The 17,535-nt window shown below is 45.1% G+C and carries 24 protein-coding genes; 21 read left to right on the top strand and 3 right to left on the bottom strand.

What is annotated here, in order from left to right; genetic code table 11:
• Position 1: 1 nt before the first annotated feature.
• Positions 2 to 454 (top strand): 50S ribosomal protein L9, encoded by a 453-nt coding sequence (gene rplI, locus Q8O71_04100; protein MDP2705543.1) that lies wholly within the window; start codon positions 2 to 4, stop codon positions 452 to 454.
• 50 nt (positions 455 to 504) lie between these two features.
• Here the strand turns inward: rplI and rpmA are convergent, their stop codons facing one another.
• A complete protein-coding gene (rpmA, locus tag Q8O71_04095) occupies positions 505 to 777 on the bottom strand; it encodes a 50S ribosomal protein L27 (GenBank protein ID MDP2705542.1) in 273 nt (90 codons plus the stop codon).
• A gap of 24 nt (positions 778 to 801) precedes the next feature.
• Here rpmA and Q8O71_04090 point away from each other — a divergent pair, with 24 nt between their 5' ends.
• The gene (locus Q8O71_04090; protein MDP2705541.1) at positions 802 to 1,200 is read left to right on the top strand and encodes a hypothetical protein; all 399 of its coding nucleotides are present in this window, start codon (positions 802 to 804) and stop codon (positions 1,198 to 1,200) included.
• A gap of 86 nt (positions 1,201 to 1,286) precedes the next feature.
• Here the strand turns inward: Q8O71_04090 and Q8O71_04085 are convergent, their stop codons facing one another.
• Entirely contained in the window at positions 1,287 to 1,484 is a 198-nt protein-coding gene (locus Q8O71_04085) for a winged helix-turn-helix transcriptional regulator (protein ID MDP2705540.1), read from the bottom strand.
• Positions 1,485 to 1,526: 42 nt separating this feature from the next.
• On the opposite strand from Q8O71_04085, the gene Q8O71_04080 reads away from it, so the two are divergent.
• From Q8O71_04080 to Q8O71_04005, 16 genes are all read left to right on the top strand, one after another.
• On the top strand, positions 1,527 to 2,108 hold the full coding sequence (locus Q8O71_04080) for a 3'-5' exonuclease (protein MDP2705539.1): 582 nt from the start codon (positions 1,527 to 1,529) through the stop codon (positions 2,106 to 2,108).
• A gap of 2 nt (positions 2,109 to 2,110) precedes the next feature.
• The gene (locus Q8O71_04075) at positions 2,111 to 2,890 is read left to right on the top strand and encodes an NERD domain-containing protein (protein ID MDP2705538.1); all 780 of its coding nucleotides are present in this window, start codon (positions 2,111 to 2,113) and stop codon (positions 2,888 to 2,890) included.
• A 28-nt stretch (positions 2,891 to 2,918) separates the two neighbouring features.
• Positions 2,919 to 3,407: a hypothetical protein gene (locus tag Q8O71_04070; protein ID MDP2705537.1), complete on the top strand. Its 489-nt coding sequence runs from the start codon at positions 2,919 to 2,921 to the stop codon at positions 3,405 to 3,407.
• A gap of 8 nt (positions 3,408 to 3,415) precedes the next feature.
• A complete protein-coding gene (locus tag Q8O71_04065) occupies positions 3,416 to 4,621 on the top strand; it encodes a glycosyl hydrolase family 18 protein (protein MDP2705536.1) in 1,206 nt (401 codons plus the stop codon).
• A gap of 20 nt (positions 4,622 to 4,641) precedes the next feature.
• Positions 4,642 to 5,586, top strand: a complete 945-nt coding sequence (locus Q8O71_04060; GenBank protein MDP2705535.1) for an META domain-containing protein — start codon at positions 4,642 to 4,644, stop codon at positions 5,584 to 5,586.
• A gap of 75 nt (positions 5,587 to 5,661) precedes the next feature.
• Entirely contained in the window at positions 5,662 to 6,561 is a 900-nt protein-coding gene (locus Q8O71_04055) for a M14 family metallopeptidase (protein MDP2705534.1), read from the top strand.
• A gap of 22 nt (positions 6,562 to 6,583) precedes the next feature.
• A complete protein-coding gene (locus tag Q8O71_04050; GenBank protein MDP2705533.1) occupies positions 6,584 to 7,477 on the top strand; it encodes a M14 family metallopeptidase in 894 nt (297 codons plus the stop codon).
• A 29-nt stretch (positions 7,478 to 7,506) separates the two neighbouring features.
• Complete coding sequence (locus tag Q8O71_04045; GenBank protein ID MDP2705532.1) at positions 7,507 to 8,151, top strand: ElyC/SanA/YdcF family protein; 645 nt, start codon at positions 7,507 to 7,509, stop codon at positions 8,149 to 8,151.
• Between the two features lie 84 nt (positions 8,152 to 8,235).
• A complete protein-coding gene (locus Q8O71_04040; GenBank protein ID MDP2705531.1) occupies positions 8,236 to 9,555 on the top strand; it encodes a peptidoglycan-binding protein in 1,320 nt (439 codons plus the stop codon).
• Positions 9,556 to 9,580: 25 nt separating this feature from the next.
• Positions 9,581 to 10,147 carry an RNA polymerase sigma factor gene (locus Q8O71_04035; GenBank protein MDP2705530.1) on the top strand — a complete coding sequence of 189 codons (567 nt, stop codon included), beginning with the start codon at positions 9,581 to 9,583 and terminating at the stop codon, positions 10,145 to 10,147.
• A gap of 64 nt (positions 10,148 to 10,211) precedes the next feature.
• Positions 10,212 to 10,601, top strand: a complete 390-nt coding sequence (locus Q8O71_04030; protein MDP2705529.1) for a hypothetical protein — start codon at positions 10,212 to 10,214, stop codon at positions 10,599 to 10,601.
• An 8-nt stretch (positions 10,602 to 10,609) separates the two neighbouring features.
• The gene (locus Q8O71_04025) at positions 10,610 to 11,092 is read left to right on the top strand and encodes a hypothetical protein (protein ID MDP2705528.1); all 483 of its coding nucleotides are present in this window, start codon (positions 10,610 to 10,612) and stop codon (positions 11,090 to 11,092) included.
• A gap of 2 nt (positions 11,093 to 11,094) precedes the next feature.
• Entirely contained in the window at positions 11,095 to 12,882 is a 1,788-nt protein-coding gene (locus Q8O71_04020; protein MDP2705527.1) for an efflux RND transporter periplasmic adaptor subunit, read from the top strand.
• 6 nt (positions 12,883 to 12,888) lie between these two features.
• Positions 12,889 to 13,602: an ABC transporter ATP-binding protein gene (locus Q8O71_04015; GenBank protein MDP2705526.1), complete on the top strand. Its 714-nt coding sequence runs from the start codon at positions 12,889 to 12,891 to the stop codon at positions 13,600 to 13,602.
• Positions 13,599 to 14,822, top strand: coding sequence for an ABC transporter permease (locus tag Q8O71_04010; GenBank protein ID MDP2705525.1), 1,224 nt, complete (start codon positions 13,599 to 13,601; stop codon positions 14,820 to 14,822). Before Q8O71_04015 ends, Q8O71_04010 begins: the two co-directional genes overlap by 4 nt.
• A 31-nt stretch (positions 14,823 to 14,853) precedes the next feature.
• Positions 14,854 to 15,321, top strand: a complete 468-nt coding sequence (locus Q8O71_04005) for a hypothetical protein (GenBank protein MDP2705524.1) — start codon at positions 14,854 to 14,856, stop codon at positions 15,319 to 15,321.
• Positions 15,322 to 15,324: 3 nt separating this feature from the next.
• Here Q8O71_04005 and Q8O71_04000 read toward each other — a convergent pair whose 3' ends face one another.
• Positions 15,325 to 15,954, bottom strand: a complete 630-nt coding sequence (locus Q8O71_04000) for a hypothetical protein (GenBank protein MDP2705523.1) — start codon at positions 15,952 to 15,954, stop codon at positions 15,325 to 15,327.
• Positions 15,955 to 16,116: 162 nt separating this feature from the next.
• On the opposite strand from Q8O71_04000, the gene Q8O71_03995 reads away from it, so the two are divergent.
• The 3 genes from Q8O71_03995 (at position 16,117) to Q8O71_03985 (ending at position 17,354) form a co-directional block, all read left to right on the top strand.
• On the top strand, positions 16,117 to 16,323 hold the full coding sequence (locus Q8O71_03995) for a hypothetical protein (GenBank protein MDP2705522.1): 207 nt from the start codon (positions 16,117 to 16,119) through the stop codon (positions 16,321 to 16,323).
• Positions 16,324 to 16,874: 551 nt separating this feature from the next.
• On the top strand, positions 16,875 to 17,057 hold the full coding sequence (locus tag Q8O71_03990) for a hypothetical protein (protein ID MDP2705521.1): 183 nt from the start codon (positions 16,875 to 16,877) through the stop codon (positions 17,055 to 17,057).
• Positions 17,058 to 17,153: 96 nt separating this feature from the next.
• Complete coding sequence (locus Q8O71_03985; protein MDP2705520.1) at positions 17,154 to 17,354, top strand: PspC domain-containing protein; 201 nt, start codon at positions 17,154 to 17,156, stop codon at positions 17,352 to 17,354.
• Positions 17,355 to 17,535: the final 181 nt, after the last annotated feature.

The raw sequence follows: 17,535 nt of genomic DNA, 5'->3' as shown, positions 1-17,535 counted from the left end.
TATGAAAGTTGTTTTGGTTAAAGACGCTCCGAAAGTGGGCAAAAAATACGATATTGTAAACGTTTCCGCCGGATACGCGCAGAACTACCTTTTTCCTAACCATTTTGCCCGTTTGGCAACAGAGGGATTTGTTGCGGAAGTTGAGGCAAAGAAAAAGACGATGGAAGCGGATATCAAAATCCAGGAAGATTTACTGGCAAAGAACATGGGCGACATCGCCAAAGTTACCGTTGAAATCAAAGGCAAGGTAAACGAAAAAGGGCATCTCTTCGCGGGTATTCACAAAGAAACAATTGCCGAAGAAGTAAAAAAACAAACACGCTTGGATATCAGTCCTCGATTCATCAAGCTCGAGCACCCCGTCAAAGAAGTGGGGGAGCATATGATTGAAGTTGAAGCCAACGGCAAGACAACAAAACTGAAATTAATTGTTACCGCCTCAGACTCAGAATAGTAAGAAAACAAAAAATCCGCCCTTCGACTTTGCTCAGGGCGGATTTTGATTTAGATAACGTGGACGATGTTTTTGGAGACGATGGTATCGTCGAAGTGCATTTTGCGCTTCGTGCCGTATTTCACTTTTCCGTCTTTGAGAGCAAAGAGAGTATAGTCGCTTCCCATACCGACGTTCTTGCCGGGGATAAACTTCGTGCCTTTTTGGCGCACCAAAATCATTCCGGTTTTAGCCGTTCCTCCATTGCTGATTTTTATACCGCGATACTTCGCATTTGAATCTCGGTCGTTTTTTGTAGAACCTTGGGCTTTTCTATGTGCCATAGTGCTGTGTTACAATTTGACGTAATGGGGAACAGTATAAAAGAAATCACGGAGAAAATCAAGGCCTCTTTCGGTAACGACGATGACGGTATTCAAAGCCTTTTTGTGGCCTTTATGCTCATTTTGGTGGGCTCGGCCGCTTTTGGCTTGGGGAGGCTCTCCTTTGGCCATAAAGAGCCCGTGGCGATAGAGAACACCTCCCAGATAGCATCTCCCGCACAGGTCACGCAAGCCCAAAATCTCGCCTCCCAGGAGGTCTCTTCGGAAATGGTTGTCGCTTCAAAGAAGGGGACGAAGTACCACTATCCGTGGTGTTCGGGCGCCAGAAGCATAGCGGAAGAAAACAAAATTACTTTTAATTCTCCCGAGGAAGCCCGCGCGGCAGGTTACACTCCCGCGGCGAATTGCAAGGGTCTTAAATAAAGGCCATTCGCAATTCCTCACTTTAACGTGAAGGGGTTAGTGATAAAAAAGAACCTCGGGAAGAGGTTCTTTAATTTGTGAAAAAATCACTCACTTACCAATTTCCAGCGCATTTCTCCACCTCGACCGCCTAGTCCGACAACATACTTACCAAGAGCGCCAAGGCTCTGGGAGACACCGTTTACATTTAATGACACTTTTTCCGCGATCTCACGGGTGGACGCTTCTCCGCCCAGTTCTTTTAATGCCGTTAGAATGTTTTTCTGACGTTTTTTAAGGGGCATGGTTTCCTCCTTTGAAATGTTCTATCATTTAGGATAACACAAATGATTATCCTAGACGTAGAAGCAACAGGAACGCACCCGTACAAGCACTCGCTGTTAAGTATTGGCGCGGTTGATTTCAATAACCCTGAAAGGCGTTTCTACGCAGAATGCAGAATGTGGGCGGGGGCGCATATTATGGACGAGGCGTTGGAGGTAAATGGTTTCAGTAAAGAAAGCCTCACGGACCCCGCGAAAAAATCGGAAGGGGAGATTGTTAAAGAATTTTTTAAATGGCTATTGGAGAGCAAGGTGCATACGATTGCAGGGCAGAACCCTTCTTTTGACTTAGATTTTCTAAAGGCCGCGACCGAGCGCAATCATATGGACTTCACTTTGGCGCACCGTTCGCTTGATTTGCATTCAATGGTGTATTTGCATATGGTTCAACATGGTATTACACCGCCCATAGAAAAGGGGAGAAGCGCTCTTAATTCCGATTCAATAATGGAATATGTCGGCATTCCTGTAGAACCGCATCCGCACAACGCTCTCAATGGCGCTCTCTATGAAGCCGAAGCCTTTTCTCGCATCTTGTACGAAAAAAATTTGCTTTCGGAATTTGCTCAATATCCGATTTTGTGAATATGAATAGTCCACTTAAAAACCAGATATTACGGCTTCCAGGCCAGTCTCTTGACGAAAAATTGCAGGATTCCTTATACGAGAAATTATTTTTTCCCGCTCTTCTTATTTTATTTAGTGTATGCTTTATTATTTTTGAATGGATACGTTTTTACTTTCCATTTCCAATAGAACCTCACCCTGTAAGGACTTTAATTGCGGGATTAATAGTAATAATTTTCTTGTCTTTCAGACTTAAAAAAAATATATCTGAAATACAAAAAATAAAACTAGGGCGGGATGGTGAGAGGGAGGTGGGACAATCCCTTGAAGAACTCAGAGTTTCAGGCTGTGTCGTTTTCCATGACGTATTGGGAGAGAATTTTAACATTGACCACGTTGTCGTTTCTCCACATGGAATTTTTACCATTGAAACTAAAGCGCGGAGCAAGAAGGGTGGAAATGAATCTATTACGTTCGATGGCGAGGGTGTAATAGTGGGTAGTCGTTATCCTGATAAACACCCAATTACTCAAAGTATTGATGAAGCAATTTGGCTGAAGAAAATTTTAAAAGAAAGTACTGGAAAAGAATTTCAGGTCCGACCAGTTATTGTTTTTCCCGGTTGGTTTGTTGACTCTACAAGTTCAAAGTATGCTCAAGAAAAAAAAGGTTTATGGCTCCTAAATCCAAAAGCGCTTCCGACATTTATAAAAAACTCCTCAGTAATCTTAAATGATGAAGACCTTCATCTTGTAACTTTCCACCTTTCACGCTATATCAGAACAATGCCACTAAATTAATAAAAATAAATTCCAAATATCTTAAAGCATGCTAACAATTGGAGAAATCATAACAGATATTAGAAAAGCCCGTATTCGAGAAAGGGAAAAGTTTGACAAGTTACTTGTCACTTTTTCAGCGGGTACTTTTGTTCTTTCTATAACTTTTGTTACCGGTATCGTTAATATTGGTCTATCAAATATTTTGATTCTTTTCATATCGTGGAGTTTACTACTTCTTTCAATCTTCTCGATTATTATTGCGTATATTTTGGCGGATTGGCATTTTTCTAGAAAAGAAGAAGATGTACGTTCACTAAGGAACTATAATGGGGCTTGGGGTAAGATAGCTGACTGGTTGACTATTGGGAGTGCGATTTTTCTAATGATAGGGATTCTTTTTCTATGTATTTTTGCTGTAGTGAATGTTCTCAAATTTAATAAGTTTCAGTCACAAACAACTGCTATCCAAGAAAACTTTTTAATAGTAGAATCGCTCCCTGAAAGAAGTAATACCCCTAACCTTTATCCGTTATAATAGATAGCATGAAAGTACTTATGAGAATATCATTCCTCTCGCTTTTTGTTTTGGCTATTTTTCTGCTTGCGCCCTTCGGCGCATCTGCCGCGCCTATCTACGCGCCGTTTGAGGTTTCGGGTTGGATACCGTATTGGAGAACAGCGACAGGGACTGCCGATGTATTGCCACACCTCAACCAACTTATAGAAGTAAACCCGTTCGTCTATACGCTTAAAAGCGATGGCACTTTCCTTGATAACGGCTCACTTGATAAAGAGCCCTGGGTGAGTTTCATCGCCGAGGCAAAACGCCAAAAAGTCCGTATCATTCCGACCATCATGACGAGCAATTCCGAACTTCTGCACAAGATATTGAGTAATCAGAAATCACGTATTGCCCTTGAAGATGCCATCACCGCGCTCGTGAAGGAAAATAATTTTGACGGTATTGATATAGATTTTGAAGGCAAACGTGCGGAAGACAGAGATTATTTCTCCACGTTTCTTCGCGGGCTATATCAGCGCATGGGCAATAAGTGGGTGATGTGCACCATAGAAGCCCGCACGCCCGTTGCCGACCGCTATTTCGGCAACACTCCTCCTGCCGATGCAAGCCTTTACGCGAACGACTTAAAAGAAATCAACAAATACTGCGACCGCGTGCGTGTTATGGCATACGACCAGCAGAGCATTGACCTCAAACTCATGGCCGAAGCGGAAGCAAAAGGGGAACTGTACGCGCCCGTGGCAGACCCCGCATGGGTTGAAAAGGTCATAACGCTTATGGCCAAAGACATAAGCAAGAAAAAAATAGTCATCGGCGTGCCGACGTACGGCTACGAATACAACGTTACCGCCTATGCCGGCAGTTTCGCATATGATTTGCTGTGGAGTTTTAATCCCGGCTACGCAATCCCAATAGCAAACTCCTTTGGCATTACACCCACGCGAAACGCACAAGGGGAAATATTTTTCTCTTATCTGCCGACAACAACGCCTATCACCGCCAAACCTCAATTTATCCAAAACAGCCAGAATGTCGCGCAAGCGGCGCTGACGTTTGCAAACACCACAAATGTCAATCAGGTGTTCCGGATGATGACGTGGGGTGACGCGAGCTCTGTTGCCGACAAAATTGCTCTGGCGAAGAAACTCGGGGTGCGCGGCATCGCCATCTTTAAACTGGATGGGGGGCAGGACCCCGCCATCTGGAATATTTTGCCGAAAAGATAATAGGCTATAATATACGAACTATGAACCCAAACAAATTTTTTATCGGCAGAACCATCGGTCTCATCGTCGTTCTTGCCGTAGCGGGCCTCGTTGCCTTGTTTTTTGCCTTTAACAATTTTATTTATAACGAAAAACAGGCGTACGCGGGGAAGGATTACAAAAATGCCGAATATGTCATTGACGGCAACCGTGTGAGGCTCTCAAACGGCCTTTCCGAAATTGACGCCTCGCCCGATTCCGCTTCAAAAATAATCACTCGTTATTTCGGAAACGAAGTAATGCTTGACCTTAACGATGATGGCAGAGAGGACGCCGTGTTTCTTCTTACTCAGGAAACGGGAGGAAGCGGGCAATTTTTTTATGTCGTTGCGGCGCTCAATACGGAACGAGGCTATATCGGCTCGCAAGGACTGCTTCTTGGCGACCGCATTGCTCCGCAGACTACCGAATTAAGTCAAAACCCTTCGCATAAAAACGTAATCGTAGTGAACTATGCCGACCGCGTGCCCGGAGAACCCATGACTGCACAGCCGTCGGTGGGCAAAAGTATCTGGCTCAAACTTGACCCGCAATCAATGCAGTTCGGCGAAGTCGTGCAGGACTTTGAAGGAGAAGCGGACCCATCGAGAATGACGCTTGATATGAAAAGCTGGACATGGATAAGAGCACTGTACAACGATGGAAGAGAAATACTTCCGAAAAAAGCGGGGGTGTTTACGCTGGACTTTTCCAAGGACGGAAAGTTTTCGGTTAAAACTGATTGCAATAGTATGGGCGGAACATATTCCGCGAACGGCGGCCAAATTTCGTTTACGGACATGATGTCAACGAAAATGTATTGCGAAGGCTCGCAGGAAAGCGAATTCGCAAACCTTCTCACTAATACATCGGGCTACCATTTCACTTCACGGGGCGAACTTGTTTTGGACCTCAAATTCGACAGCGGTTCGGTGATATTCAGATAACTTTTTTCTCTAGTTTCAAAAACGGCTGAATGCCTAAAAATCATTATTATAAGCCATTATGTTATACTGAAACATATGAAAAACACACTTATTATATTGGCAGTTGTTATTCTTTTGGGCGTCGGAGGGTACTTTATTTGGGCAAACTATGCTGTTCCCAATGAGGCCGTTACCGATACGAATCAACCGGGGAACGAACAAACCGGCGGGACGGACACCGAGCCTGTAAATAAAGAACAAACGGTTATCGGAAAATCCGCGGAAGGCCGCGACATTACCGCCTATCACTACGGGGAAGGTAATACGGAACTTCTTTTTGTCGGAGGCATACACGGCGGGTATGAATGGAATACGGTTCTTGTCGCGTATGAATTGATGGATTATCTCAAAGCAAACCCGACTGCGATTCCCGCGAACGTAAAAGTTACCGTCATTCCCGCATTGAACCCCGATGGATTAAACAAAACAGTTGGCACGGCGGGCCGCTTTACGCAAGCCGATGTTCCTACGGCACAAAACGCGACGGTGGCGGGACGTTTCAATGCCAACAACGTGGACCTCAACCGAAACTTTGACTGCGATTGGCAGACTTCCGCCAAATGGCAAGACAAGATCGTGAGCGGCGGAAGCAGTGCGTTTTCAGAGCCTGAAAGTCTTGCAATGAAAAATTACGTGGAAACAAGCAAACCGAAAGCGGTTGTCGTCTGGTATAGTGCCGCCGGAGGAGTGTTCGCGTCAAACTGTCACAATGGCGTTTCTTCGGAAACACAGACGCTTACCAACACATACGCTACCGCTTCGGGATATCCCGCTTTCCAAAATTTTGATTTCTATGAAATAACGGGCGACATGGTAAACTGGCTCGCCAAAAACAATATTCCCGCAATCAGCGTTCTTCTCACCAATCACACGGATACCGAATGGTCTAAAAACGAAAAGGGCATTAAGGCTCTCCTTGAATACTACACCGAATAACCTGTGGTGAGCTTGTCGAACTATGCCGCCTCTTTTTAAGAAACCGATTGTCATAATCGTTCTCGTTTTTGCGGTGCTTGGCATCGGGGTCTTTACGTTTCTAAATCTTCAAAAGACGCCCGAATTGCCAATAGTAGAATCTGTCACGCCTGTACACGAGGTCATCGGCCAGTCTGTTGAAGGACGAAACATTGACGCATATACGTATGGGAAAGGGGAAACGCATCTTTTGTTTGTCGGAGGTATACACGGCGGTTACGAATGGAACAGTGTTATTCTTTCGTATGAGTTTATGGATTATCTCGACGAAAACCTGGATGTCATTCCCGACAATGTGTCCGTTACCGTGATTCCGTCCGCCAACCCCGATGGAGTGTATAAAGTAATCGGCAAAGAAGGACGTTTTGTAATCGCGGATGCGCCAAAGGTTGCGGATACTACGGGGATAGGCCGCTTCAACGCCAATGATGTAGACCTCAACCGAAACTTTGATTGCAAGTGGAAGCCCACAAGCACATGGCGGACAAAAACGGTGAGCGCCGGTACCGAAGCGTTTTCCGAGCCAGAAACGCAGGCTATCCGTGATTTCGTTTTAGAAAATAATCCGAAGGCCGTCATCTTCTGGCACAGCCAATCAAACGCCGTGTACGCGTCGGAATGCGAAGCGGGGATTCTTCCCGAAACACTCGACATAATGAATGCCTATTCGCGCGCATCGGGATATCCGGCTGTTAAATCATTCGATGTATATGAAATCACGGGAGATGCCGAAGGGTGGCTTGCTTCCATAAACATTCCCGCGATTACCGTGGAACTTTCTACCCACGGGACCATTGAATGGGGAAAAAACCTCGCCGGTATCCAGGCGCTTTTCAATTACTACGGTCAAATACCCGCACAAGCGGGTACCGAATAGTTGACGGTAAGAAAGGGTATACTTGAGAGATGAAGCGTCTCTTACTTTTTATTGCATTGGGTTTGGGGCTTTTAATTATTTTTGTCTTTGCTACCAATATAGTTATTTATACAGGGGCAAAAGCATATATATACAATGACGCCCTCAAAGCTCCTGATGCGCAAACAGCGCTTATTCCCGGAGCGGCAATTTTTCCTGACGGCGCACTTTCTTCCATTTTTATTGACCGCGCGGACATGGCCATCAAACTATATGAAGCCAAAAAAGTATCAAAGATTCTTGTTTCCGGAGATAACAGTACTGACAGCCATAATGAAGTGAATCCTGTTCGCCTCTATCTTATAAGCAAGGGCATTCCGGACCAGGACATTTTTCTCGACCACGCCGGCTTTGACACGTATAGTAGTATGTACCGCGCCCGTGACATTTTCGGAGTCTCTTCAATTCTTGTTTGTACCCAGTCATTCCATTTGCCCCGCTCCGTTTTTATCGCGCGTCAACTTGGAATAAAAGCTTATGGAGTAAATGCCGATGTCGGACATATGCTTTTTCGTAATTATGTCCGTGAGGTGCTTGCCAATGAGAAAGCAGCACTCAATCTTATCTTCAATAGGAAGCCGAAATATTTAGGTGAAAAAATTCCAATAACCGAAGATGGAAGAAATTATCCATAATCCTTACATGATGCCCAACTGTCTACATTGACTTAGAATGGGTAAGATTCAGCCGCACGAAACGTTTACATACTAAACAACAGAATGAAACTTTATACATCACAACTCCTCGCGGGAATCATCGCTCTCGCCTTTTTTTCTTTTTCTTTCCAAGTATACGCGGGGGCTCGAACCATCGTATTTCCGGTGAATGGAAAATATAACTTTAGGGACGATTTTTCGGAACCGCGCGATGGCGGAACCCGCACACATCTCGGTATCGATATTATTGCGGATAAAATGACGCCTGTAGTAGCCGCCACCGATGGTGTCATTACCTTTATTGCAATTCCCCAAGCATCATGGGGATATTCAATTAGCATCCGCGATTCGGAAGGTTTTTCTTACCGATATCTTCACCTTAATAACGACACACCGGGAACCGACGACGGACAGGGTGGGGAAGCGAATGCATACGCGCCGGGCTTGAAGCGTAGAACAACCGTTACCAAAGGACAACTTATCGGCTGGGTCGGCGATAGTGGTAATGCCGAAGCGACTATCTCACATCTTCACTTTGAGATATGGGACCCGAGCCGTACTGCCATCAACCCCTATGAAAGTTTGCTCGCCGCTTCAGGAGGCAAAACATCCTCAGGCCAGTCGGGAGGAAGCGTAATAATGCATTCAAACGAGGGCGGTCTCGAAGAAGAGGAACAAGTTCTAATCACAAGAAGCCTCCAGGAAGGAATGATTGACCCCGATATCCTCACACTCCACGAACAACTTAAAGCTCTTGGCTATTACGCGGGAGCGATTGCCGAGACTTATAATTCCGTTACGCGGGAGGCTGTCAGGCAATTTCAAAATGAAAATAAATTGCCACCGACAGGAATCGCTGATGTGCTTACCCGCAAGGCAGTAGCCGCTTCATTCAGGCTTCTGCCTACGCTTCCGGTTTCAAATACAACTTCTGCGACTTCAGAGTTATCCCAGGGTTCGGAAGGGGAGGCCGTCCGTGTATTACAGCAGAAACTCAAAGAACTCGGTTTTTTCTCAGCAGGTGTGACGGGGTATTTCGGACCCATTACGCATGCGTCTGTTGTTGCGTTCCAGAATGCGAAAGGAATCGACCCGATCGGCATTGTGGGACCGAGAACACGAGCCGCGCTTGATGCGGCAAGCAGTCCTGTTGCCGGACCGTTTTTTGTCTTTACAAAATTTCTTGAACAGGGGATGCGGGGAAATGACGTGCAGGAACTTCAGCTTTTGCTTAAGCGTGAAGGATACTTTAATGACGAACCGACGGGGTACTTCGGAGCCATCACCCGCGCTTCGGTTATTGCCTTCCAAAATGCGAATGACATTGAACCTCTGGGTATTGTAGGACCAAAAACTCGCGCGGCCCTAAATACACTCCAGTGATTTTTGTGGTATAATTTTGACTTCAATGAAAAGAGAGAGTGAACAATTGATTGTTGATTACTTGGAAGGGGATGAAAAAGCCCTTAATTTACTTGTAGACAGGTATTTAAAGGATGTATACAACTTCGCTTTCAAATTGACGCATGACCTCCAGGCGGCGGAAGACATCACCCAGGATTCTTTCATAAAAGCTTGGAAGCATATACGGACATACCGGCAGGGAAGCAATTTCAAAGGCTGGCTTTTTGCGATTGCCCGCAATACGGCGATTGACTGGTTGCGCGAGAAAAAAGAACTTTCTTTCTCATCGTTTGAAAATGAGCAAGGTGTAAATATGCTTGCGGAAACTCTCGCAGACGGGGAGCCTTTACCTGACGAATTGATAGCAAGAGCCGAAGATGCCAGATTCATTGAATCGCTTTTAATACAGCTCAATCCGCAATACAGGGAAGTACTTGTGCTTAGACATTCGGGCAATCTTACATTTGCCGAAATGGGAAAGATTTTGCAAAAACCTCTCCATACGGTCAAAAGCCAGTATAGAAGGGCTCTTGTTTCTTTACGCAGGCTGTTTGAAGCCGAACAGGTCTAGATTTTCTAATAAACAGATTGAGTAAAGGGTGCACCAAAATGCATCCCTTTTTCGTATAGTAGGTATGAAGGAATCGGAAAAACTGGACGTACCTCAAAGGCTTAAGGCCAATATCCTTTTAGATATCAGAAAAGAAGAACGTCGTGTGGCGCAAAGGTATCTTCTTTGGTCCCTTGTCGTAACCCCCGTTTCAGCTGTTGGCATTATATTTTCTATTCAGTCTTTAATTGCCCAATTGCATCAGTCAAGCTTTTACAGTTATTTCTCCCTTCTGTTCTCGGATACGGACATCGTACTCGCACATTCGCAAGAGTTTGCTCTCTCTCTTTTGGAATCTCTTCCGTTCATGGGGATTACCGTTTCCCTTGTGGCCATTGTGGCATTACTCGTCTCAATTAAAGTATTTGCACGGAACACACGAAATGGATTATTTCCATTATTTAGCCACTCATAACCATTTGTATGTATAAAAATTTAAAAGAATTTATTCAATCCAAAACGTTTCAGGGAGTGCTTGTGGGAGTAGGCCTGGCCCTCATAGTTCTCCTGATTTTCCAGGCAGGTATGTTCGTCGGATATCGGAAGGCTGCTTTTTCGTACCGTTTCGGAGACAACTATTACAGGGCTTTTGGCGAACATGGGCCACGGCCATTTCAAATACCTCTTCAGGAAGGCTTTATAGAATCGCATGGTGCCGTGGGGAAGATAGTAACTATCAATCTCCCGACGTTTGTCATGGTAGGGCCCGATGAGATTGAAAAAGTCATACTGATTGGGGACGATACTCAAATCAGACATTTTGATACGACAATATCCGCTTCCGATTTGAAGGTAGATGATTTTACCGTAGTGTTGGGGTCGCCCAATGAGAATTCTCAAATTGAAGCAAAACTAATACGCGTTCTTCCCGCACCGCCTGAAGGAAGGAAGGCGCCCATTAAATAAATATGAAAAAAATTTTCTCATACAAAATCGTTAACAATATAATTAAGTTTTCTAAAGCGCATAAAATCGTGAGCGTGATAATCGTGCTGGCCCTCGTGTACGGAGGGTATACGGCTTTTGCCGCAATGCGCGGTAAAACAACCGAGACTCGTTATGTCCTCGGAACGGTAACGCGAGGCACGGTTATCGCCTCAGTTTCCGCTTCAGGACAGGTTTCCTCTTCCGATTCGATAGACATAAAACCTAAAGCCGGTGGCGACATTGTCTGGGTTGGAGTAAAAGCAGGGGACACGGTGTACGCGGGCCAGGCACTTGCTTCAATTGATGCAACGGATGCGAAACAGTCTATTGCGGACGCCGAACAGTCACTCGCACAAGCAAAACTACAATTCCAAAAAGATTCCGCGCAAGCTCCTATTGATTTTGATAAAGCAAATGAAGCGCTTGATGACGCGAAAAAGGAACTCACTTCAACATACAACGATACTTTTAACACACTGTCGGACACGTATTTAAATTTACCCACCGTTGTTACTGGGCTTTACAACGTATTGTATGGATATGACCTAAGCCCCAGTAAGTCCCAATGGAACGTGGATGTTATTATAAACGTGGTTCAGGTCAACGATGCGGGATACGAGACCTTCAATAATTTTGCCGACACGGCCAAAAGCGATCATTCTATTGCCAGAGGTAAATACGACAAGGGCCTGATTAATTATAAAACACTTACACGGTACTCGAGCGGCGATGATCTTGAGAAAATTCTTACCGAATCAATTGATACCACGACCGCGATAGCCCAAGCGCTTCAAAGCGTTCTCAATCTTCTTGATACCGCAATCGATTATGCTAATCAGCACAATACCACTGTAAATTCTGCAATTACCACTATGCGTACGAATGCAAAAAGCTATCTTGCAACTACAAACAGCACATTGAGTTCGCTTCTAGCCCAACAAAAGTCTCTTGATGCCTCAAAAAAATCTATACGTGACGATGAAAGAAATTTGGAAATTCTCAAAATCGGTAATCCCACAGGCGAAAATCCAATCAGCCTTCAATCAAGTGCATATAGTATTTCCGACCAGGAACGCAGTTTGCAAGAGCTTAAAAACAATCTTGCAAACTATACTATTACGGCACCTTTTAGCGGCGTAATCACATCTTTAAATATCAAACGGTTTGATACGGTGTCAACGGGAACTGCAGCGGCAACTGTTATTACCAATCAAAAAATAGCTTCACTCTCTCTCAATGAAGTCGATGCGGCAAAAATAAAACTCGGAAACAAAGTAACGCTGACATTTGATGCGGTAGAGGACCTTACGCTTACTGGTGAGGTTGTGGAAATGGATGCGGTAGGTACGGTTTCGCAAGGCGTTGTATCCTATGCGATTAAGATTTCTTTTGATACGCAGGATGAAAGGATAAAACCGGGGATGACCGTCAACGCTTCCATTATTACCGAGGCACGGCAAGACGTGCTCACGGTTCCCGCAAGCGCGATTGTGACGCAAAGTGGCATGAATTATGTGCAGGTATTCAATCCCGCTCTCCAGGTGACAGGCGGTACACAGGGAGTGCCATCGGCAGTTACACCGGAAAGAATTCCCGTGGAAATCGGCCTCACTGATGATACAAATACGGAAATACTATCCGGAGTATCGGAAGGACAACAGATTGTCGTGCGAACTATTGCCTCAGGCACGGCCCAAACAACAACACAAAGTGCGCCATCGCTTATAGGCGGTGGAGGTGTACGGAGCGGCACATCCATTTCCCGCTAACAAAATATGATAGAAATACGCGACGTTACCAAGACATACGGATCCGGAGAGACCGCTTTTCAAGCGCTTCGGGGAGTTTCTTTTACCATTCAGGACGGTGAGTTTGTCGCAATTATGGGACCTTCGGGTTCGGGCAAATCAACGCTTATGCATATATTGGGATGCCTCGACACGCCGACTTCCGGCGCATATCATCTCAACGGCAAAGACGTTTCGCAGCTCTCCGATGACGAATTGGCGGAAATACGTAACCAAAACATCGGCTTTGTATTTCAGTCATTCAACCTTCTTCCGCGCACAACCGTCGTACGCAATACCGTTCTTCCTTTAATATATGCGGGAATCGGCGAAGAGGAAAGGCTACAGCGTGCGCATAAAGCCCTTATCGCCGCAGGCTTAACTTCCGAACACTTCGAACATAAATCAAACGAACTCTCCGGCGGGCAGATTCAACGCGTTGCCATTGCCCGGGCTTTGGTGAATGACCCGACGATGATTCTTGCCGACGAACCGACGGGAAATCTCGATACAAAAACGGGGGAAATCGTTCTCGGAACCTTTGACCGTCTTAATAAAGAGCATGGACGCACGATAATTCTTATTACTCACGAACATGATATTGCCGAACACGCGGAGCGCATCATTTCTCTTCGGGACGGCCTTATTGTTGACGATTCAAAACGGCATGTTCGCCGAAAAGTCGGCCAAAAAAACCAATGAAATTTTCCGATATTTTAGGCGAAACATACACAGCCCTTTCAGGAAACAAAGTCCGGTCGGGACTTACCATGCTCGGCATTGTTATCGGCATCTCTTCCGTTATCACGATGGTCGCTATTGGCACGGGGGCACAAGGGACGATTCAATCAAGCATACAATCTCTCGGTTCAAACCTTATTCAAATTTCACCCGGTGCGCAGCGTACGATAGGATTCGGCGCATCAACAGGCCGCGGCTCGGCACAAACGCTTACTTTGGAAGACGCCGAAGCGATATTGTCCGAAGTTTCATCGGTTAACGCTATTTCGCCAGAAGTTTCCAGCCGCTATCAGGTGACAGCAAAAGGCACCAATACGAATACGTCCGTGGTTGGCGTTACTTCAAGTTATCCTGCGGTGCGCAATGTCGCCATAGCCGAAGGCTCGTTCATTTCAGATACGCATAACGCTTCGGGGTCAAAAGTCGCCGTAATCGGACCCACCGTAAGCGATGATTTGTTCGGAGAAGGCGCTTCTGTTATAGGACAAACAATCCGAATCAACCAGCTGCAATTCAAAATTGTTGGCGTAACTGAAACAAAGGGAGGTTCCGGTTTCACAAACCAGGACGACCAAATATACATTCCTCTTATTACCGCCCAACGGTATCTTACGGGAGACAAGTACGTAACCAGCATCAACGTGCAAGCTGCCGACGCGGACGTTATGAAACAGGTGGCGCAGGATATCACCGACCTTTTATTAATGAGACATAAAATCTCCGACTCCACGCAGGCGGATTTCAGTATTTTGAATCAGGAAGACATCATTTCAACCGCTTCAAGCATCACGCAGACATTTACTATTTTACTCGCCGCCGTGGCTGGCATCTCGCTTCTCGTGGGAGGCATCGGCATTATGAATATGATGCTCACGACCGTTACCGAACGGACGAGAGAAATCGGCCTGCGCAAAGCCATTGGTGCAAAACGCAGAGATATCAGTCTTCAATTTCTCGCGGAAGCAATTATGCTCACATTTGTTGGAGGATTTGTCGGAGTTGTCCTGGGGTGGGGGATATCGTTTACGATTACCGCTTTAGGACTTATTCAAACGGAGGTTTCTATTTTTTCAATTCTTCTTGCCTTTGGCGTGTCGGCGGTTATCGGCATAGTATTCGGTTATTATCCGGCACGGCGGGCGGCGGCGCTTAATCCGATAGAAGCATTAAGATACGAATAATCAGTAAAAATTAAACAATAAAGAAAAAATTATGAATAAAATCATTGCAGGAACCGTAGTCGGAGTAGTCATTGTCGGAAGCGCTTCATTTTTCGGGGGCATGAAGTATGCACAAAACAATACTGCCGCGACATTTCAAGGCGGTAATTTTTCCAATCTTTCCGCCGAAGAGCGGCAAGAGCGTACGCAACAGTTGGGTGAAAATGTGGGGATAGTGATGCAAGGAAACGGTACGCGGGGAGGCTCTTCTTTTGTTACGGGAGAAATTATTTCAAAAGACGAACAGAGTATTACCGTTAAACTGCAGGACGGAGGTTCAAAGATTATCCTATTTTCGGAAAGTACAAAAATATCAGAAAACACAGTTGGTTCGGCAGACGATTTGAAAACCGGTGAACAAATTGTTATTACTGGTACGGCGAACCAAGATGGCAGTATAACCGCTCAAACAGTTCAAATTGGGGGAGCGTCCCGAGTATCAACACCGCCTACTCAATAGATGTTATACACTTTTTAGTTTGAAAAACGGCTGAATGCCGTAGGTATATATCGCGGCGATTGCGGCAGTAATGCCATAGAAAATCCACACATACCGCAAGGAACCTGTGCGCAAATCTCCTCCGAGACCGAGGGAATGGAAAAGGATAAGAAAGAAACCGAGCGTTGCGATGAGTTTAACGATGTACCAATGTCGCACAAAAAAATCGGTATTCTTAAATTTCTTTAAAATGTCATAAGCGACAAAAATCAGCCATGCAACAATGGCAAACCATACGAGGTATTGTTTATCGCCCGGAGCATACGTAAATCCGCTTCCTTTAACTCCGATAAGCCAGAAACCGACATAGATTAAAAGGGGGTGGAGAACGATGCAGATTAAAACAACGATAGAAGAAATCGTCATAAACTTTTTGTAATCAAAATATTGCTCCAACTTTTCTCTGAAAGGCCCTCCGACAATATGGAGCCACATGATGGAAAACGCGATCAGCCCAAGCACGGGGAAAATTTCAAACACCACCGTTTTGTTCCACGACAAATCCGAATTCCCGAACCATACAAAGATAGGGTAGAAGACTGCGGCAAGCGCGCCGAGGGAGATGGTGTATTGAATTAGCTTCTTGCTGTGCATAAGTATTTTTTAAGTATAGAACATTTAAAGCAAAATTAGCCCTTTTTGACTTTTGCCAAAAAGTGATTCGTAATTGACGAAGGGCTTGAAAAGTGGTACTATTGGAATTGCAGAGGAGTGGCTCATCGAAAGATGAATTTCATCAAGGGATGAATCTTCCGCATGCGGTGTGTGGGCGTCGAGCACCGTGTGAAGTCTCTTCTGTCCAAAGAAATGACGACAATATTACGGGTAGCGGGGTTCATTTTCCTCGTCCTGGCGTTCAAACAATTCTTTCCGGATGTGTTTGACGGGATGGAGAAAGCGATGCTTGGGCTTTTAGGCCCCGACTTCCTCCAAGCGAGCCCCATTCCTTCTATCGCGAGATAGGGAACTGGGAGCCCACAGTAGTTCGGTAACTTTTATTAACACCACCCCTCCGCTGTAACAGGCGGAGGGGTGGTTTGTTTTTATTTAAAAATATGTATACTGAATGAGGATGCAGGAAGCTGGAGGGGAAAAGGCAAAGGCGGTTATATCGAAGCCATAAGCTAAGGAATAGACACCCCCTCCGGCCTTTTTTCTTGACCTTTTTTTAATAAAAACTGTATACTTTAGGAAGTAGCACGACGTTGAGTGTTTCAATTGTCTGAAATGCTGTTTCGTCCGGTGGTTCTTCTCTGTAGAGGTATCCGTTCCAAAAAGACCGGCCTCGGGCTCATAACCCGCCGGTCTTTTTTTATTAAAAACAGACTTGATTTTTTGTTAATTTCGTGCTATTCTACAGGTAGTTCTTTGAGGTTTCGAAAGATAGTGAACGAGGAAACCCTCTCTGTATCGCAGGTTTCTATAAAGCCTTCGGTATAGAGGGGGAGTAGGCGGATTAAGCCTCAGTCGCAGATAGTCGTCTGCGATACAAGTCCCTCTCAAAACCATTCTCTATGAGAATATTACGAGTTTTGGGACTTGGGTTGCTTATCATCCTCCTCAAGTTTCTTGTTCCCGACATCTTTTCGGAAATACAACAGACCATTGTCCTGTTCCTGAAAACATTTCAGTTCGCCCTTGGAAAGTCTCAAAACTTTCTGGGCAACTCATTTACTCCCACCATTCCCCTTCGGTAGGACAATAGTTTCAAACAGCCTTTTCTTTGCGAAAAGGCTGTTTTTTGTGCTAGAATGCCAGCGATGATAGAAGATTGTTAATTTAATACAAATTTAATGGAAAATAAGAAAAAATTGCACCGCTCAACTAAAACCAAGATTCTGGGGGGTGTATGCGGAGGTATTGCGGAGACATATGAGCTTGATCCGACTCTTGTGCGCCTCGGAACACTCCTTTTGGGTGTTGTAACGGGTGTTTTTCCGATGATTTTGGCCTATTTCGTAGCCTGGGTCATTATGCCGGAAGAGGCAGTTTAATCTGATTTGGCAGGGTAGGGGAGATACGGCTTTGTTAAGCCGTATCTTCTATTATAAAACAAAAAGGGGATTGACACTCTTCTTAAAATCTGCTATGATTAAGAGAAGTCCAGTGAAGAACTGGATTTTTTCATTTCCTAAAAGCCCGCTTCGGTTGAAATAGAAAAAACTTTCTTGATTC

The sequence above is a fragment of the bacterium genome, assembly GCA_030690305.1.
Taxonomy (GTDB): Bacteria; Patescibacteriota; Minisyncoccia; order Phycocordibacterales; family JAGLPS01; genus JBBUCK01.
This window is presented reverse-complemented; position numbering and strand designations above follow the sequence as displayed.

Excerpts from the sequence above, each read along its gene's own strand:
- rplI (MDP2705543.1), top strand. The coding sequence starts at position 2 with ATGAAAGTTGTTTTGGTTAAAGACGCTCCGAAAGTGGGCAAAAAATAC.
- rpmA (MDP2705542.1), bottom strand. The coding sequence starts at position 777 with ATGGCACATAGAAAAGCCCAAGGTTCTACAAAAAACGACCGAGATTCA.
- Q8O71_04090 (MDP2705541.1), top strand. The coding sequence starts at position 802 with ATGGGGAACAGTATAAAAGAAATCACGGAGAAAATCAAGGCCTCTTTC.
- Q8O71_04085 (MDP2705540.1), bottom strand. The coding sequence starts at position 1,484 with ATGCCCCTTAAAAAACGTCAGAAAAACATTCTAACGGCATTAAAAGAA.
- Q8O71_04080 (MDP2705539.1), top strand. The coding sequence starts at position 1,527 with ATGATTATCCTAGACGTAGAAGCAACAGGAACGCACCCGTACAAGCAC.
- Q8O71_04075 (MDP2705538.1), top strand. The coding sequence starts at position 2,111 with ATGAATAGTCCACTTAAAAACCAGATATTACGGCTTCCAGGCCAGTCT.
- Q8O71_04070 (MDP2705537.1), top strand. The coding sequence starts at position 2,919 with ATGCTAACAATTGGAGAAATCATAACAGATATTAGAAAAGCCCGTATT.
- Q8O71_04065 (MDP2705536.1), top strand. The coding sequence starts at position 3,416 with ATGAAAGTACTTATGAGAATATCATTCCTCTCGCTTTTTGTTTTGGCT.
- Q8O71_04060 (MDP2705535.1), top strand. The coding sequence starts at position 4,642 with ATGAACCCAAACAAATTTTTTATCGGCAGAACCATCGGTCTCATCGTC.
- Q8O71_04055 (MDP2705534.1), top strand. The coding sequence starts at position 5,662 with ATGAAAAACACACTTATTATATTGGCAGTTGTTATTCTTTTGGGCGTC.
- Q8O71_04050 (MDP2705533.1), top strand. The coding sequence starts at position 6,584 with ATGCCGCCTCTTTTTAAGAAACCGATTGTCATAATCGTTCTCGTTTTT.
- Q8O71_04045 (MDP2705532.1), top strand. The coding sequence starts at position 7,507 with ATGAAGCGTCTCTTACTTTTTATTGCATTGGGTTTGGGGCTTTTAATT.
- Q8O71_04040 (MDP2705531.1), top strand. The coding sequence starts at position 8,236 with ATGAAACTTTATACATCACAACTCCTCGCGGGAATCATCGCTCTCGCC.
- Q8O71_04035 (MDP2705530.1), top strand. The coding sequence starts at position 9,581 with ATGAAAAGAGAGAGTGAACAATTGATTGTTGATTACTTGGAAGGGGAT.
- Q8O71_04030 (MDP2705529.1), top strand. The coding sequence starts at position 10,212 with ATGAAGGAATCGGAAAAACTGGACGTACCTCAAAGGCTTAAGGCCAAT.
- Q8O71_04025 (MDP2705528.1), top strand. The coding sequence starts at position 10,610 with ATGTATAAAAATTTAAAAGAATTTATTCAATCCAAAACGTTTCAGGGA.
- Q8O71_04020 (MDP2705527.1), top strand. The coding sequence starts at position 11,095 with ATGAAAAAAATTTTCTCATACAAAATCGTTAACAATATAATTAAGTTT.
- Q8O71_04015 (MDP2705526.1), top strand. The coding sequence starts at position 12,889 with ATGATAGAAATACGCGACGTTACCAAGACATACGGATCCGGAGAGACC.
- Q8O71_04010 (MDP2705525.1), top strand. The coding sequence starts at position 13,599 with ATGAAATTTTCCGATATTTTAGGCGAAACATACACAGCCCTTTCAGGA.
- Q8O71_04005 (MDP2705524.1), top strand. The coding sequence starts at position 14,854 with ATGAATAAAATCATTGCAGGAACCGTAGTCGGAGTAGTCATTGTCGGA.
- Q8O71_04000 (MDP2705523.1), bottom strand. The coding sequence starts at position 15,954 with ATGCACAGCAAGAAGCTAATTCAATACACCATCTCCCTCGGCGCGCTT.
- Q8O71_03995 (MDP2705522.1), top strand. The coding sequence starts at position 16,117 with ATGCGGTGTGTGGGCGTCGAGCACCGTGTGAAGTCTCTTCTGTCCAAA.
- Q8O71_03990 (MDP2705521.1), top strand. The coding sequence starts at position 16,875 with ATGAGAATATTACGAGTTTTGGGACTTGGGTTGCTTATCATCCTCCTC.
- Q8O71_03985 (MDP2705520.1), top strand. The coding sequence starts at position 17,154 with ATGGAAAATAAGAAAAAATTGCACCGCTCAACTAAAACCAAGATTCTG.